The following is a 17,813-nucleotide window of genomic DNA, read 5'->3' as shown; positions in this document are numbered from 1 at the left end:
AGGGGACGAACATCACCCCGAATGTAGTAACTGAGGCTGGGCTAACTTAGGTTAGGGTTTCCTCGGTTCACTGGACGCGCGTGATGGGACGGCTATGTCACAGGCACTTCTGAGCGACGAGACACCGGTATACGACCTCGTCGGGGTGGGATTCGGGCCGTCGAACCTCGCGCTGGCGATCGCGGTGACCGAGTACAACGCTCAGGCCGCCGATGGCGACGCCCTCACCGCGCACTTTCTCGAGCGCCAGCCGGAGTTCGGCTGGCACCGCGGCATGCTGATCGACGACGCCACCATGCAGGTGTCCTTCCTCAAGGATCTGGTGACCCTGCGCAACCCGGCCAGCGAGTTCAGCTTCCTGTGCTACCTGCAGAGCAAGGGCAGGCTGGTCGACTTCGTGAACCACAAGACCCTGTTCCCGTTGCGGGCGGAGTTCCACGACTACTTCGAGTGGGCCGCCGCGCGGGTGGACGACCAGGTGACCTACGGGCACGAGGTGGTGGCGGTTCGGCCGGTGTACGCACGGGACACCGGGGACACCGGGGACGAGGTGGTGGCCTACTTCGAGGTGGAGTCCCGCACCGGCGTCGGCATGCGCGAGACGGTGTCCTGGCGGGCGCGCAACCTGGTGGTCGCGACCGGCCTGCGGCCGAACCTGCCCGAGGGTGTCACCCGAGGTGAACGGGTGTGGCACAACAGCGAGCTGCTGCACCGGGTCGCCCACCTCGAGCAGGACACGCCGTCCCGGTTCGTCGTGGTCGGCGCCGGCCAGAGCGCCGCGGAGGTCACCGCCTTCCTGCACGACCGCTTCGCCGAGGCCGAGGTGTGCTCGGTCTTCACCCGCTACGGCTACAGCCCCTCCGACGACAGCCCGTTCGCCAACCGGATCTTCGACCCGGACGCGGTGGACGCGTTCTACCTCGCGCCCGAGGAGGTCAAGCAGCGGCTGCTGGGATACCACGGCAACACCAACTACTCCGTGGTCGACCTCGAGCTGATCGACGATCTCTACCGGCGGATGTACCGGGAGAAGGTGCTCGGCACCGAGCGGCTGCGGCTGTTCAACGTCTGCCGGCCGGTGGAGGTCGTGCAGACCGCGACGGGCGTGCGCGCCACCGTCGAGTCGCTGGCCACGGGGGAGCGCACCGTGCTGGAGGCGGGCGTGGTCGTGTACGCGACCGGGTACCTGTCCGGCGACCCGCTGGCCGAGCTGGGCGAACTCGGGCCGTACTGCCTGCGGGACGAGCAGGGCAGGGCACAGGTGGACCGCGACTACCGGGTGCGGACCGCACCCGAGGTACGTGCCGGTGTCTACCTGCAAGGCGGTGGCACCGAGCACAGCCACGGCATCACGTCCTCGTTGCTGTCCAACAACGCCGTGCGTGCCGGCGAGATCCTGCGGTCGATCACCGATCGGGTCTCGCCGCGCGCCAAGGGGGTCACCCGGGTTCGTCCCCGGTACGCGGTGAGCGGCACCGTCTCCGGCTGAACCCTGGCACGAAGGAACATCCGAGTAACACGGAAAGGTACGTCGTCATGTTCACCGATACCCCCATCCGCCCGGCGCGAAGGCGGTTGTTCGCCGCGCTGCCGGGTTTCCTGCTGGCCGCCGCGCTCGCCGGCTGCGGCGCCGCCGAGGACCCCTCCTCCGGCGACAGCCCGGCCGATGCGCAGGGCGCGTTTCCGGTGACCGTCGAGCACAAGTACGGCGCGACGGAGATTCCGTCGGCGCCGCAGCGGGTTGTCACGCTCGGTCTGTCCGATCAGGACGCCGTGCTGGCACTGGGGGTGAAGCCGGTCGGCGCGATCGACTGGTTCGGGGAACGTCCCTACGGCCAATGGGCGTGGATCGAGGACCGCTGGGGTGCCACGCCGCCGGAGATCGTGGGTGAGCGGGACGAGTACGACATGGAGAAGATCGCGAAGCTGAATCCGGATCTGATCATCGCCCAGTACTCCGGGATGCGGCAGGAGCAGTACGACACCCTGTCCCAGCGCTGGCCGGTGGTCGCCCAGCCCAAGGGTCACGACAGCTACCAGGCTCCGTGGCAGGAGATGACCCGCGCCATCGGGAAGGCACTGGGCAAGGTGGACGAGGCCGAGCAGCTGATCACCGAGATCGACCAGCGGTTCGCGCGGGTGCGCGAGGCGCATCCTGAGTGGGAGGGTAGGACGGTCGCCGTCGGCGAGCCCTACGAACCCGGCAAGTTCTCCGCGTTCTCGCCCAACGACCCGAAGATGGTCTTCTTCAAGGAGATGGGTTTCACCGTCTCGGCGGAGTACGAGAAGGCCGTCGGCACGCAGAACGTGGCGGACTTCAGCTTCGAGCGCTTCGATCTGGTCGATGTGGACCGGCTAGTGTGGCTGGTCGGCACCCCCGAGGTCGAGCAGCAGCTCACGACCGACCCGCTGTACCAGAAGCTGGCGGTGTCCCGGGAGAACCGGGACCTGTTCCTGCCGTACCAGGACCCGGACATCGGCTCCGCGCTGTCCTTCAACACCGTGCTCAGCATCCCGTACGCCGTCGACAAGGTGGTACCGATGCTCGAGGCCGTGACGTAGCGGCCGGTGGGCGGCGCAGAAAGGTATCCGATCGTGTCCCTCCGTTCGCCCGGCGGCCTGCCGCTGACCGCGGCGCAGGCCGGGATCTGGCTGGCACAGCGGATCGACCCGGACAGCGCGGTGTACAACATGGCCGTCCGCGCCGAACTGCGCGGCGCGGTGGATCTCGACCGGCTCGCCGCGGCCGTGCGCACCGCGGTGACCGAGGCCGAAGCTCTGCATGTGCGGATCGAGGCCCAGGACGAGACTCCCCGGCAGGTACTCCTCGAGCCGCGGTGCGCCGTCCCGGTGCTGGACTTCCGGGACGAGCCGGATCCGGCCGCCGCGGCGGAGGACTGGATGCGGCGGGAACGGGCGGCGCCGGTCGATCTCGGCCGGCCGCCGCTGTTCGCGCAGGCGCTGCTGCGGATCGAGGACCGGCGGGTGTGGTGGTATCAGCGCTACCACCACATCCTCGTCGACGGCTACGGTGTGACCATGCTCGCCCGCCGGGTGGGCGAGCTGTACGGCGGGCGCGGCGGACCACCCGCGGACTGGACACTGCGCAGGCTGATCACGGCCGACGAGGAGTACCGGGCCTCGGCGCGGTGCGCCGCCGACCGCGAGTACTGGGTCGGCAGGCTCGCCGGCCGCGCGGAGCCCGCGCGGCTGGTGCCGCGGGCATCGGAGCCCGCCGCCGAGCTGCGGCGGGCGACGATCACCCTGTCCGGCGAACGCACCGCCGCGCTGCGCGCCGTCGCGGAAGGGGCCGGGCTGCGGATGTCCCGGGTGCTGGTCGCCGCCGTGGCCGGCTACCTGCACCGGTACACCGGGAGCCGGGACGTCCGGCTGGCGCTGCCGGTGACGGCGCGCACCGACGCCGCGCTGCGCGGTATGCCGGGCATGGTGTCCAATGTGCTGCCGCTGTGCCTGCCCGCGCGCCAGGAGAGCACCCTCGCCGAGCTGATGGCCGCCGCCGACGCGGAAATCCGGGCCACCCGGACGCACTCCCGCTACCGTGGCGACGACCTGGCCCGCGACCTCGGGCTGACCGAAGGGGTGCGGGACCTGGCCGGGCCCACGATCAACGTGCTGCCACCGCGCGGGGATGTCATCTTCGGCGGGCACGAGTTCCGGCTCGACTTCCGGTGGACCGGCCCGCTGCCCGACCTCGCGGTCACCGTGGACCAGGCCCAGGACGGCGACACCGTGACCATCCACCTGGACACGGACGCCGCCGTCTGCGGCAAGGCCGAGCTGACCGGGCACCGCGACCGGTTGCTGCGGGTGCTCGACACGCTGGCGCGGGACCCGGACCGGCCGCTGGCCGCGATCGAGCTGCTGCCCCAGGGGGAACGCGCCCGGCTGCTGACCGGGTTCGGCCGCGACCCGCGCGAGGTCCCCGAGCTGTCCTGGCCGGCCGCGTTCGAGCGGCAGGTCCGGCGGTCCCCGGACGCGGTGGCACTGGTCTGCGAGCAGCGCCGGATCGGCTACGCGGAACTGGACGCCGCGGCCAACCGGCTCGCCAGGCTGCTGATCGCCCGCGGCGTCGGTCCGGAGGACGTGGTGGCCGTGGCGCTGCCCCGCACACCGGAGCTGGTGGTGGCACTGCTGGCGGTGCTCAAGGCGGGCGCGGCCTACCTTCCGCTGGAGCAGGACCAGCCCACCGCGCGGATCCGGTACCTGCTCGTCGACGCGGGCGCGCGCGTCCTGGTCACCACTCAGGACCTCCCCGGCGACCACGGCCCGGACGTTCTCCGGATCGACGCTCCGGAGGTGGTGGCGGAACTGGCCGCCGCAGGGGACACCGCACCGGGGATACCGGTCGCACGGGAACAGGCCGCCTACGTCATCTACACCTCCGGCTCCACCGGCACTCCCAAGGGCGTGGTGGTCACCCACGACGGGATCGGCAGCCTGATCAGCACCGCCACCGACCGCCTCGGTGTGGACGCGGGCAGCCGGGTCGCCCAGTTCGCCTCGGTCGGTTTCGACGTGGCGGTGTGGGACCTGGTGATGTCGCTGTGCGTCGGCGGGACCCTCGTCCTGGTGCCCACCGAGCGCAGGGTGGCCGGCGAGGAACTGACCGGATATCTCACCGAGCACGGCGTCACGCACATGATCCTGCCGCCCTCGCTGGTGGCCGCGCTGCCCCCGGACTGCGCGCTGCCCGCGGGCGCGGTGCTGGTGGTGGGCACCGAGGCGGTGCCGGCCGAGCTGGTCGCCCGCTGGTCGCGCCGGCTGCGGGTGGTGGTCGCCTACGGGCTGACCGAGGCCACGGTGAACTCCACGCTGTGGCCCGCCGAGCCCGACCGGGACGGGCCGGTGCCGATCGGCCGGCCGGACCCGAACACCCGCTGCTACGTGCTGGACACCGCGCTGCGGCCGGTCCCGACCGGGGTGGAAGGCGAGCTGTACGTGGCGGGCCGGGGCCTGGCCCGCGGCTACCTCGGCCGGCCGGTGCTGACGGCGGGACGGTTCGTGGCCGACCCGTTCGGGGAACCCGGAGCCACGATGTACCGCACGGGGGACCGGGTGCGCTGGTGTGCCGACGGCAACCTGGAGTTCCTCGGTCGTGCCGACCACCAGGTCAAGATCCGCGGCCACCGGATCGAGCCGGGCGAGATCGAGAGCGCGCTGATGGCGCTGCCCGAGGTGGCGCAGGCCGCCGTACTCGCCCGCACCGACCAGGGCGGCCGTACCCGGCTGGTGGCCTACCTGGTCGGCTCGGCCGACCCGGAGCGGGCGCGGGCGGAGCTCGCGGCGAACCTGCCCGAGCACCTCGTCCCCGCCGTGATCCTGGCGCATCCGGGGCCGCTGCCGCGTACCCCGAGCGGCAAGCTGGACACCGCGGCACTGCCCGCCCCGGACTGGACGGCGCTGACCGGGGACACCCCGCCGACCACCCCGGCCGAACACGCGCTCGCCGCCGCCTTCGCCGAGGTCCTCGGGTTGCCCGCGGTCGGAGTCGGGGACGACTTCTTCGCCCTGGGCGGCGACAGCATCGTGGCCATCCGGCTGGTGGCCGCCGCCCGCGCCGCCGGGTTGGCGATCACCCCGCGGGAGGTCCTCCGGCACCGCACCCCGGCCGCGCTCGCGGCGCTGGCCACGCCGACCGAAGCCGCCGCCGACGGGGAGCCCGTACCGGCGCCCAGGGCCGAGGACGAACACGCGCGCGGGCACGAGGTGCTGCCGGTCACCCCGCTGCAGGCCGGGTTCTTTTTCCATGCGACGGCGGAAGGCACCGGGGACGTCGGGGGCGCCGGGGACGTCTACGCGGTACAGCAGGAGCTCGAGCTGGCCGGCACGGTCGAGGGGCAGGCCCTGCGCGCGCGGTTACGCGGGTTGCTGGAGCGGCATCCGTTGCTGCGTGCCGGTTTCCGCCAACGCGCCGACGGGACGGTCGGGCAACTGATCCCCGCCTCCGTGGAGTTGCCGTGGCGGGAGCTCGACCTGTCCGGCTCCGCGGAGGCCGAGCAGCGGGCACGCGCGGAGGAACTGGCGGCGGCCGAACGCGCTCGCGGGTTCGACCTCGGCGAGCCGCCCCTGCTGCGGGCCGTGCTGATCCGGTTCGACCGGCGGCGGGCCAGGCTGATCCTCACCCTGCACCACATCATCATCGACGGCTGGTCGATGTCGATCATCCTGCGGGAACTGCTGGACGGCCCGCGCGGTGCGGCCGTGCCCCCGCACCGCTACTTCTCCTGGCTGGCCGGCCGGGACCGGGACGCGGCGCGGCAGGGCTGGCGGTCGGCCCTTTCCGGGCTGGACGGCCCGAGCAGGCTTCCGGTGCCCGCACGGCGGGGGGAGGCGCAGCGGGTCGAGGTCGAGCTGCCCGCCGCGGACACCGCGCGGCTGACCGAGCGGTCCCGCGAGCACGGGCTCACCCTCGGCACCGTGGTGCAGGGCGCGTTCGGGCTGCTGCTCGGCGAGCTCACCGGCAGCACGGACGTGGTGTTCGGCAGCACCGTCTCCGGCAGGCAGGCCGAGGTCGCCGGGATCGAGTCCATGGTCGGCCTGTTCATCAACACCGTGCCCGCCCGGCTGCGCTGGCGGCCGGAGCGGCCGGTGGCCGAGGTACTCGCCGGGTTCCAGGACGAGCAGGCCCTGCTGCTGGCCCACCAGCACCTCGGGCTGGCCGAGATCCAGCGGATCGCCGGACTCGGCGAGCTGGTCGAGGCGCTGGTGGTGGTGGAGAACCAGCCGGAGCCGGGACCGCTGCGCAGCGCGGACGGCACGCTGGAGATCACCGGAGTGCACACAAGGGACGCCGTGCACTACCCGCTGGCATTGACCGTGTTTCCCGGGCCACGGCTGCGGTTGAGTCTGGAGCAGGACGGGACCCGGTTGCCGGGGCAGGCGCGGCGGCTGGCCGACCGGCTGCTGCGGCTGCTGGAGACGATCCTGGAGCGGCCCCGGCTGCCGGTGGCGCGGCTGGAACCGCTGCCGCCGGCCCGGCGACGGCAGGCGTTGGACCTGCTGGCCGGGGCGCGGCGGCCGGTACCGGCCACGACCCTGGCGGCCGCGTTCGCCGCGCAGGCCGCGCGGACCCCGGAGGCCACCGCCGTGGTGTTCGAGGGGCAGGAGCTGCGCTACGCCGAGCTGGACCTGCGGTCGGCGGCACTGGCGCGGCGGCTCCGGGAAGCCGGGGCCGGACCGGAACGGGTGGTGGCGGTCGCGGTGCCCCGTTCCCCCGAGCTCCTGGTCTGCCTGCTCGGGGTGCTGCGGGCGGGCGCCGCCTACCTGCCGGTCGATCTCGACCACCCGCCGGAGCGGGTGCGTTTCCTGCTCACCGACTCGGGTGCCCTGCTCACCGTCACCACCTCGGCCGATGCGCCGCGCCTCCCGGCGGGGGCCGGGCCCGAGCCGCTGGTGCTCGACGCGGAACCCGTCGAGTCCCGGCCCGCGTCGGGCCCCGCCGGTGGGGAGCCCCGCCCCGCGGGTCCGGACCACCCCGCCTACCTGCTGTACACCTCCGGCTCGACCGGAAGGCCCAAGGGCGTGCTGGTCACCCATCGCGCGGTGCTCGGGCAGCTCGCCTGGCTTCGGGACACCGTCGGCCTCGGGTCCGATGACCGGGTGCTGCACCAGTACTCCGCCGGCTTCGACCCCTCGGTGCAGGAGATTTTCGGGCCGCTCCTGGCCGGGGCGGCGGTGGTGGTGGCCCGGCCCGGAGGGCAACGCGATCCCGGTTACCTCGCCGAGCTGGTCCGCCGCGAGCGGGTCACCACCGTGGACCTGGTACCCGCGATGTACGCGGCACTGCTGCGCATGGAGAACATCGGCGACTGGTGGTCCGGGCTGCGCAGGGCGTTCAGCGGCGGCGAGGCCCTGCCCGCCGAACTCGCCCACCGCTGGCGTGAGCTGACCCGGGTGCCGCTGCACAACGTCTACGGTCCCACCGAGGCCGTCGTGCAGGTCAGCCACTGGCCGGTGCCCGAGGTCGCTCCGGAGGGCACCGTGCCGATCGGGCGGCCGGTGTGGAACACCCGGCTGTACGTGCTGGACCGGCAGTTGCACCCGGTCGGCCCCGGTACGCCAGGTGAGCTGTACATCGCGGGCGACCAGGTCGCCCGCGGCTACCACGGGCGGGTGGGGCTGACCGCGCGGCGGTTCGTGGCGGACCCCTTCGGCGAGCCAGGGGACCGGATGTACCGCAGCGGGGACATGGTCCGCTGGGACGCCGACGGGGTGCTCAGCTATCTCGGCCGCACCGACCAGCAGGTGAAGATCCGCGGCAACCGGGTGGAGCCAGGCGAGGTCGAGTCCCGGCTCGCCGGCCTTCCCGAGGTCGCCGAGGCCACGGTGCTCGCCCTCCCGGACGGGCGCGGGGCCCTTCGGCTGGTCGGTTACGCCGTGCCCGCCCCGGGACACGACCCTTCCGCGGCCGCGCTGCGCGCGGCGCTGGCGGCCGTGCTGCCCGAGGTCATGGTGCCCGGCGCGATCGTGCTGTTGGCGGAGTTGCCGCGTACCCCCGGCGGGAAGGTGGACCCGGGGGCGCTGCCGGAGCCGGCGCCCGCGCGGGCGAGTGAGCGTGCCCCGGCCGGGGACGCCGAGCGCCGGCTGTGCGCGATCTTCGCCACCGTGCTCGGCCTGGAACAGGTCGGCGCGGAGGAGGACTTCTTCGCGCTCGGTGGGGACAGCATCCTGTCCATCGCGGTCTCCGGCCAGGCCCGCGCGGCCGGGATGGAGCTGAGCCCGCGGGCGGTGTTCGAGCACCGCACCCCGGCCGCGCTCGCCGCACTGGCCGGCCCCCAGCGGGCCCGGACACCGGAGCGAACCCGGCAGGACGGCGGCGTCGGCGAGGTGCCGCCGCTGCCGATCGTGCACCAGCTACGTACCGACGGCGGGCCGATCGGCCGGTTCAACCTGTCCATGGTGCTGGGCGTGCCCGCGGTGGCCGACCTCGAGTCGCTCACCGCCGTGCTGCAGGCGGTGCTGGACCGGCACGACGCGCTGCGCGGCACGCTCACCCGCTTCGGCGCGGGTGTGTGGTCACTGGCCACCCGCCCGGCGGGCAGTGTGCCCGCCGCGGACCTGCTGCGCCGGGTGGACGCCGGTGACCTGGACGAGGCGGCGCTGCGCGAGCTGATCGTCACCGAGTCGGACGCGGCCGCGGGCCGGCTGGACCCCGATGCCGGGACCATGCTCCTGGCGGTGTGGTTCGACCGGGGGGAGCGGCAGGGCCGCCTGCTGCTGGCCGCGCACCACCTGGTGGTCGACGGGGTGTCCTGGCGGATCCTGCTGGCTGACCTGGCGGCGGCCTGGCGGTCGGTGCACGCCGGCGGCGCCCCTGACCTGGAGCCGGTGCCGGTGTCCCTGCGGCGGTTCGCCCGTGCCGTCTGCGAGCAGGCCACCTCGGCCGCCCGCCTCGCCGAGCTGCCTTACTGGACCCGGGTGCTCGCGCCGGGCGCCGAGTTGCTGCCCGGCGCGGACCGGAGCGGCACCGCGGGCACGGCTCGCGAGCACATCGTGACCCTGCCGGTGGCCGACACCGTCCCGCTGCTGACCACGGTGCCCGCGGCGGTGCGCGCGGACGTCACCGAGGTGCTGCTGGCCGCGCTGCGCCTGGCCGCGACCGGGCTGCGCGGCCCGGAGGCCGAGCTGCTGGTCGACCTGGAACGGCACGGCCGCGAGGAGCTGGAGCCCGGGCTGGACACCACCCGCACGGTGGGCTGGTTCACCAGCCTCCAGCCGGTGCGGTTGCCTGGCGGGGCGGACCCCGTCGAGGTGCTCAAGGCGGTGAAGGAGTCGGTGCGCTCGGCGCCCGAGGGCGGCATCGGCTACGGGATGCTGCGCTATCTCAACCCGCAGACCGCCCCACTGCTGGCCGAGGCCGCCACGGCGCAGGTGCTGTTCAACTACTTCGGCAGGCTGCCGGCGAGCTCCGCGGCCGACTGGAGCCCGGCCGTCGAGTCGGACGCGCTGGCCATGGCACCCGACCCGGACCTGGCCATGCCGTATCCGGTGCAGGTGAACGCCGCCTGCGCGGACACCGCGGAGGGTCCCGAGCTGACCGCGACCTGGACCTGGCCGGAAGGGACACTGGCCGAGGCCGAGGTTACCGAGCTGGCTGCGGCCTGGGTGCGGGCCCTGCGCGAGTTGGCGGCCACCTGCCCGGACCCGCCCGTGCTGACCCCCTCCGACCTCCCGCTGGTCCGGCTCGGCCAGCCGGAGATCGAGCGGGTGGAGCGGGTCGCGCCCGGCCCGCTGGCCGACATCTGGCCGCTGTCCCCGCTGCAGGAAGGCCTGTACTTCCACGCCAGCTACGACCGGGGCGCGCTGGACGTCTACACCGCGCAGGACACCTTCGACTTCGACCGGCGGCTGGACGCCGACCGGCTGCGCGCGGCCTGCGCCCGGCTGCTGGCACGGCACCCGAGCCTGCGTGCCGGGTTCACCAGCGAAGGCCTGCCCGGCCCGGTGCAGTTCATCGCGGCGGATCCGCCGGTCCCGCTGGCGGAGGTGGATCTCGCCGAGCTGCCCGAGGCCGAGCGGCGGGAACGGGTGGACGCCCTGCTTGCGGCCGACCGTGGCCGCCGGTTCGACCTCGCCGACCCGCCGCTGTTCCGGCTGCTGCTGGTGCGGATGGGGGACGAGGGGGACCGGCTGGTGCTCAGCCATCATCTCGTGCTCTGGGACGGCTGGTCGCAGGGCCTGCTGCTGGCGGAACTGCTCGCGTTGTACGACACCGCGGGCGAGGACGAGGGAATGGAGCGTCCCGGCACCTATCGCGACTACCTGGCCTGGCTGTCCCGGCAGGACACCGAGGCGGCGCGGGCCGCGTGGCGGCGCGCGCTGTCCGGGCTGGCCGAGCCGACCCTGGTCGCCGGGCAGGGCGCCGAGCCCGCGATCCCGCGGCGGCACCGGCACGACCTGCCCGGCCCGCTCGGGCGGCGGTTGCGGGAGACCGCGCGCGGCCACGGGCTGACCGTGAACACGGTGTTGACCGCGGCATGGGGCCTGGTGCTTTCGGCCACGGTCGGCCGCGCGGACGTGGTGTTCGGCGCCACCGTGGCCGGCAGGCCCGCCGAGGTGGACGGCGTATCCGGGGCGATCGGGATGTTCCTGAACACCGTGCCGGTCCGGGTCACCCTCGACCCCGCCGAGCCGGTCGCGGGGTTCCTGCGGCGGTTGCAGGCCGAGCGGGCCGAGTTGATGAACCACGAGTACCTCGGCCTCGGCGAGCTGCAGCGGGAGACACCCCATGCGCGGCTGTTCGACACCCTGTACGTGCTGCAGAACTTCGCCGATGAGGGCGCCTTCGCCGAGCTCACCCGGCGGCACGGGATCACCGGAGTCGGCAGCGTGGACGCCACGCACTACCCGCTGACCCTGGTGGTCACGCCCGGCGAGACGGTGCGGGTCGCGCTGGACTACCGACCCGACCTGGTCGAACCCGCGACGGCCGAACGCCTGCTGGATCGGTTCCACCTGCTGGTGGACCGCCTGACCGCCGACCAGGGCGCGCTCGTCGGCGCGCTGGACGTGTTGCTGCCCGGCGAGCACGCGACGCTGCGGCAGGGCTGGGAGGCCGGCGCGCGGCCGGTGCCGGACGAGACGGTGGCCGACCTGCTGGCCGCGCAGGTGACGCGCACCCCGGAGGAGACCGCGCTGGTCTGCGGCGAGGAGCGGCTCAGCTACGCGGAGCTGGACGCCAGGATCAACCGGATGGCGCGGCTGCTGCTGCGGCGGGGCGCCGCGCCCGAGCGGGTGGTGGCGCTGGCGTTACCGCGCTCGATCGACATGGTGGTGGCGCTGTTCGCGGTGCTGCGCACCGGCGCGGCGTACCTGCCGCTGGACCTGGACCACCCGGCCGAGCGGCTACGCCTGATGATGGCCGACACCGGGCCGCTGTGCCTGCTGTCCACCAGCACGGTGGGGTTGTCCCCGGACGCGGTGCACCTGGACGAGCCCGCGGTGCGGGCGGAGCTGGCCGCGCTGTCGCCGGAGCCGCTGGCCGAAGCCGAGCGGCCCGCGTTCACGCACGGGTCGCCGGGCCGGCTGGAGCATCCCGCCTACGTCATCTACACCTCGGGCTCCACCGGCCGGCCGAAGGGCGTGGTCACCCCCTACCGCGGGCTGACCAACATGCAGCTCAACCACCGGGAGGCGATCTTCGGGCCCGCGGTCGCCGCCGCCGGCGGTCGCAGGCTGCGGATCGCGCACACGGTGTCCTTCGCCTTCGACATGTCCTGGGAGGAACTGCTCTGGCTGGTCGAGGGCCACGAGGTGCACGTCTGCGACGAGCGGCTGCGCCGGGACGCAGAGGCGCTGGTGGCCTACTGCGCGCGGCACCGGGTGGACGTGGTCAACGTGACCCCCACCTACGCCCAGCTGCTGATCGAGCAGGGGCTGCTGGAGGGGCACGTGCCGCCGCTGGTGCTGCTCGGCGGCGAGGCCGTGCCGGAGGGGGTGTGGACCCGGCTGGCGGAGACCGGGGGCACCTACGGTTACAACCTGTACGGGCCGACCGAGTACACCATCAACGCCCTCGGTGCGTCCACAGCGGACAGCGAGACTCCCGCGGTGGGGCGCCCGATCTGGAACACCAGGGCGTACGTGCTGGACTCCCGGCTGCGGCCGGTCCCTCCCGGCTGCCCCGGGGAGCTGTACATCGCGGGGATCGGGCTTGCCCGCGGCTACCACGACCGGCCGGGCCTGACCGCGAGCCGGTTCGTCAGTGATCCGTTCGGTGCCACCGGTGACCGGATGTACCGGACCGGGGACCTGGTGCGGCAGCGGGCCGACGGGATCCTGGACTTCCTCGGGCGCACCGACGACCAGGTGAAGATCCGCGGCTACCGGGTCGAGCTGGGCGAGGTGTCCTCGGCGCTGTCCGGGCACCCCGGGGTGGCGCAGGCCGCCGTGGTCGCCGACGCCGGCGGGCCGGTGCGGCGGCTGGTCGGCTACGCCGTGTGCGCCGAGGACCTGCTGGCCGAACTGCGCGGGTACCTCAAGGGCCGGCTGCCGGACTACATGGTGCCGGCCGCGCTTGTGGCGGTGCCGGAACTGCCGCTGACGGTCAACGGCAAGCTGGACACCGCCGCGCTGCCCGCGCCCGTGCTCGATACGGCCACCGGTCGCGAGCCCCGTGACCGGACCGAACGCGTGCTGTGCGAGCTGTTCGCCGAGCTGCTGGGCGCGCGGCGGGTGAGCATCGACGACAACTTCTTCGACCTGGGCGGGCATTCCCTGCTGGCCACCCGCCTGGTCAGCAGGGCGCGCACCGCGTTGCCAGCCGAACTGTCCATTCGGGACCTGTTCGAGGCGCCCACCGTGGCCGAGCTGGCGCCACGGGCCGGAAAGGGCGAGCGGGCCAGGCCGCCGTTGGTGGCCGCGGACCGGCCCGCCGAGCTCCCGCTCTCCCATGCACAGCAACGGTTGTGGGTCCTCCAGGAGATGGAGGCGACCTCGGCGGCGTACAACTTCCCGCTGGTGTTCCGGCTGCGCGGCCCGTTGGACCTGGAGGCCCTGCGGGCGGCCCTGGGGGACGTGGTGACGCGGCACGAAGCCCTGCGTACGACCTTCGGCACCCGCGAGGGCGTGCCGTTCCAGCGGGTACTGCCGGCCGCGCGGGCCCGGGTCCCCTTCGAGGTGCGGGGCGCCACCGAGGAACAGGTCCCCGCACTGGTGCGCGAGGCCGTGGCCAGGCCGTTCGACCTGGCAGACGAACTGCCGCTGCGGGTGCGGGTGTTGGAACTCGCGCCGCAGGACCATGTCGTTCTGGTGCTGCTGCACCACATCACCACCGACGAGTGGTCCGACCGCCCGTTCCTGCGTGACCTGGCTACCGCGTACGCGGCGCGGCTGGCGGGGCGCGCGCCGGACCGGGATCCGCTGCCGGTGCAGTACGCCGACTACGCGCTCTGGCAGCGGCGGCTGCTCGGCGACCCCGCAGATCCGGACAGTACGGCCGCACGGCAGCTCGACTACTGGCGGCGGACGCTGGGGTCCGTACCGGAGGAGATCGAGCTGCCCACCGACCGGCCGCGGCCGACCCGGCCCGGCTTCACCGGGGCGGACCTCGAGTTCGAGCTCCCACCGCGGGTGTGTGCCGGGCTGCGGGAACTGGCAAGGGCCGGCGGCGCCAGCATGTTCATGCTGCTGCACGCCGCGGTGGCGGCACTGCTGCACCGGCTGGGCGCGGGCGAGGACATCCCGCTCGGCGCGCCGATCACCGGTCGCACCGACGAGGCGCTGGACGACCTGGTCGGCTTCTTCGTCAACACGCTGGTGCTGCGCACCGACCTGTCCGGGAACCCGAGCTTCGCCGAGTTGGTGGACCGGGTGAAGGACACCGACCTCACCGCGTTCGCGCACGCGGACGTGCCGTTCGAGGCCGTGGTGGAGACACTCAACCCGGCCCGATCCCTGGCGCGCAACCCGCTGTTCCAGGTGATGGTGGGGTACCACGCACGCACCGGTGAGGCGCTGGAGCTGCCGGGGCTGCGCGCCGAGGACATTCCGTTCGAGGCGCGGACGGCCAAGTTCGACCTGGTGTTCAGCTTCACCGAGCGGCTGGACAGCGGGACGATCACCGCGCGGCTGGAGTACGCGACCGAGCTGTTCGACGCCGAGACCGTCGCCCGGCTCGGCGCCCGGCTCGGCGTGCTGCTCACCGCGGTGACCGCCGACCCGGAGCGGCGGCTCGGCGAGGTCGAGGTGCTCACCGGGGACGAGCGGCGGCTGGTGCTCGAGGAGTTCAACGACACCGGCCAGCGGGTCGAGGAAGCCTCGCTGCCCGCGCTGTTCCGCGGGCAGGTCGCGCGGCTGCCGGACGCGGTGGCCATTGTGGATGGTGCGCGATCGGTGTCGTACCGGGAACTGAACGCGCGGGCCAACCGGATCGCGCGGCTGCTGCGGGCCCGCGGTGTCGGGCCGGGCGACGTGGTCGGGGTCGCGGTGGACCGCTGCGCGGACCTGGTCGCCACCGTGCTCGGCGTACTCGACCTCGGCGCCGCGTTCCTGCCGCTGGACCTCGCCCACCCCGCCGACCGGCTGCGCTACGTGCTCGCCGACTCCGGTACCCGGCTCGTGGTGGGCACGGAGCAGGTGGCGGGCAAGATCCCCGAGGTCCCCGGTGCCGACACGGTGCTGCTGGACTCCCCGCCGGTGGCCGAGGAGCTGGCCGCGACCGCGGAGTCCGATGTGGACATCGCGGTGTACTCGCTGGCGCAGCCGGCCTACGTCATCTACACCTCCGGCTCCACCGGGCGCCCCAAGGGTGTGCTGGTGCCGCACGAGGGGATCGGCAGCCTGGTCGCCACCGCCGTGCGGCGGATGGGGCTGCGCTCCGACTCCCGGGTGCTGCAGTTCGCCTCGATCGGGTTCGACGTGTTCGTGTTCGAGCTGGCGATGGCGCTGTGCCACGGTGGGCGGCTGGTGCTGATCCCGGAGCAGGCGCGGGTGGCGGGGCCCGCGCTCACCGAGTTCCTGTGGGAGCAACGGGTCACGCACCTGATCCTGCCGCCCTCGCTGGTGTCCGCGCTGCCGGCCGGCTGCGAGCTGCCCGCCGGATCGACCCTGCTGGTCGGCACCGAGACCGTGCCACCGGACCTGGTCGAGCGGTGGGCGGGCACGCTGAATCTGTTCGCCGCCTACGGGCTGACCGAGACCACGGTGAACTCCACCCTGTGGCCGGCGGAGCCGGGACGGAGCGGATCGGTGCCGATCGGGCGGCCGGACCCGAACACCCGCTGCTATGTGCTGGACGCCCGGCTGCGACCGGTACCGCCCGGGGTGACCGGTGAGCTGTACCTGGCCGGGCGTGGGCTGGCGCTGGGTTATCTCGGCAAGTCGGGCCTGACCGCGCGGCGGTTCCTCGCGGATCCCTTCGCCTCCGGTTCCCGGATGTACCGGACCGGGGACCGGGCCCGGTGGCGGCGGGACGGCACCCTGGATTTTCTCGGCAGGGTGGACGATCAGGTCAAGATCCGCGGTTTCCGGATCGAGCTCGGCGAGATCGAGGCGGCGCTGTCCGGGCATCCCGCGGTGGCGCAGGCCGCGGTGGTCGCCGACCGGAGCGGGGATGTGGTGCGGCTGGTCGGATACGCCGTTCCGGCGGAGGGGGAGCTCGACCCGGCCGGGCTGCGGGCAGCGCTGGCCGCGCTGCTGCCGGACCACATGGTGCCGGCGATGGTGATCCCGCTGGACGGGCCGCTGCCGCGCACCCCGAACGGGAAGCTGGACCGTGCGGCGCTGCCCGCGCCGGACTTCGCCGAGCTGACCGGCTCGGCGCGGCCGGTCACCCCGCGGGAGCGGGCGCTGGCCGAGTTGTTCGGCGAGATCCTCGAGCTGGCCGACGTGGGTGTGCACGACAACTTCTTCACCCTCGGCGGGCACTCGATGGCCTCGATGCGGCTGCTCGGCCGGATCCGCACGATGCTCGGCGAGGAGCTGACGGTGCGGGACATCTTCGACAACCCCACGGTGGCCGGGATCGCCGCGAAACTGGGCGACGCCGTGCCCGCCGCGCCGACCGTGCCGGCGCGCCCGGAGCTGTCGACGCGGGAGCGGCCCACCCCGCTGCCCGCCGCACCGGCGCAACGCTGGCAGTGGGCCCGTCGGCGGGTGCATGACCACGCGCTGGTGCTGTATGCGGAGGAGGGGTTCGATCCGGCGGCGCTGGCCGCGGCGGTGCGTGATGTGGCGGGCCGGCACGAGCCGTTGCGCACCCGGTTCGTGCGGCGGGGCGGGACGCTGTACCAGGAGTCGGCCGAGCCGCCTTCGCTGGAGCTGGAAACCTGCGTTGAGGTCGAGGCCCGGCTGGCCGAGTTGGCCCGGCGGCCGCTCGACCCCGGCGCCGGGCCACCCTGGCGGGCCCGGCTGGTGGTCGGGGAGCGGGGCGCCCACGCGCTGCTGCTGACCATGCACTACCTCGGCGTGGACGAGTGGTCGGTGGTGCCGCTGTTGCGCGACCTGAACACGGCGTACGCGGCCCGCCGGGGCGGGAATCCCCCGGACTGGCCCGCGTTGCCGGTGGGCTATCCGGACTACGCGCTGTGGGCCGGGGAGGCGCTCGGCGACCCCGGTGATCCGGGCAGCGTGGCCGGCGCGCAGCTGGGGTACTGGCGGCGGACACTGGACGGCCTGGCCGAACCCGCCCTGCCGCTGGACCGCCCCCGGCCTGCCCGGCCGACCGGGGCGGGCGCGTTCCACGGTTTCGTGCTGGACGCGGACCTGCACGCGCGGGTCGATGCGCTCGCGCGGCGGACCGGCACCAGCCTGTTCATGGTGCTACAGGCCGCGTGGGCCACGGTGCTGGCCACGCGCGGCGCCGGGTCCGAGCTGGCGATCGGCACCCTGGTGGCCGGCAGGCAGGACGACCGGCTGGCCGATCTGGTCGGCTGCTTCGTGAACGTGGTGGTGCTGCGCACCGACACCGGTGGGGACCCCGCCTTCGCGGACCTGCTCGCCCGGGTGCGCGAGGTGGACCTGGCCGCCCTCGACCGGCAGGACCTGCCGTTCGCGGAGCTGGGCCGCCCCGCCCCGCGGGTGATGATGGTGCATCACGAGCAGGCCGATACGGCGGAACTGGCCGGTGGCCACGGCTTCGGTGCCCTGCCCACCGGCGTGACCGACGCGGAGCTCACGCTGAGCAGCTACCAGCCCCGCGCCGCCGGCCCGGTGCACTGCGAGCTGACCTACGCCACCGAGCTGTTCGACCCCGCCACCGTCCGGGGCCTCGCCGAGCACCTGCTCGCCGTGCTGCACGCCGCTACCGCCGACCCCAGCCGCCCGCTGTCGACCCTCCCCACCTAACCGCAGGT

General features: G+C 73.9%; 3 protein-coding genes. All 3 read left to right on the top strand.

Annotated elements, in window-relative coordinates; translation table 11 throughout:
* Window positions 1-94: 94 nt before the first annotated feature.
* Genes FB471_RS02625 through FB471_RS02615 form a run of 3 tightly spaced genes read left to right on the top strand, consistent with a single transcriptional unit; the run spans window position 95 to window position 17,805 of the window.
* Window positions 95-1,489: a lysine N(6)-hydroxylase/L-ornithine N(5)-oxygenase family protein gene (locus tag FB471_RS02625; protein WP_141995761.1), complete on the top strand. Its 1,395-nt coding sequence runs from the start codon at window positions 95-97 to the stop codon at window positions 1,487-1,489.
* A gap of 47 nt (window positions 1,490-1,536) precedes the next feature.
* A complete protein-coding gene (locus FB471_RS02620) occupies window positions 1,537-2,562 on the top strand; it encodes an iron-siderophore ABC transporter substrate-binding protein (RefSeq protein WP_141995760.1) in 1,026 nt (341 codons plus the stop codon).
* Window positions 2,563-2,595: 33 nt separating this feature from the next.
* Window positions 2,596-17,805 (top strand): non-ribosomal peptide synthetase, encoded by a 15,210-nt coding sequence (locus FB471_RS02615; RefSeq protein ID WP_246076210.1) that lies wholly within the window; start codon window positions 2,596-2,598, stop codon window positions 17,803-17,805.
* Window positions 17,806-17,813: the final 8 nt, after the last annotated feature.

It is taken from the genome of Amycolatopsis cihanbeyliensis (genome assembly GCF_006715045.1).
Taxonomy (GTDB): Bacteria; Actinomycetota; Actinomycetes; order Mycobacteriales; family Pseudonocardiaceae; genus Amycolatopsis; species Amycolatopsis cihanbeyliensis.
This window is presented reverse-complemented; position numbering and strand designations above follow the sequence as displayed.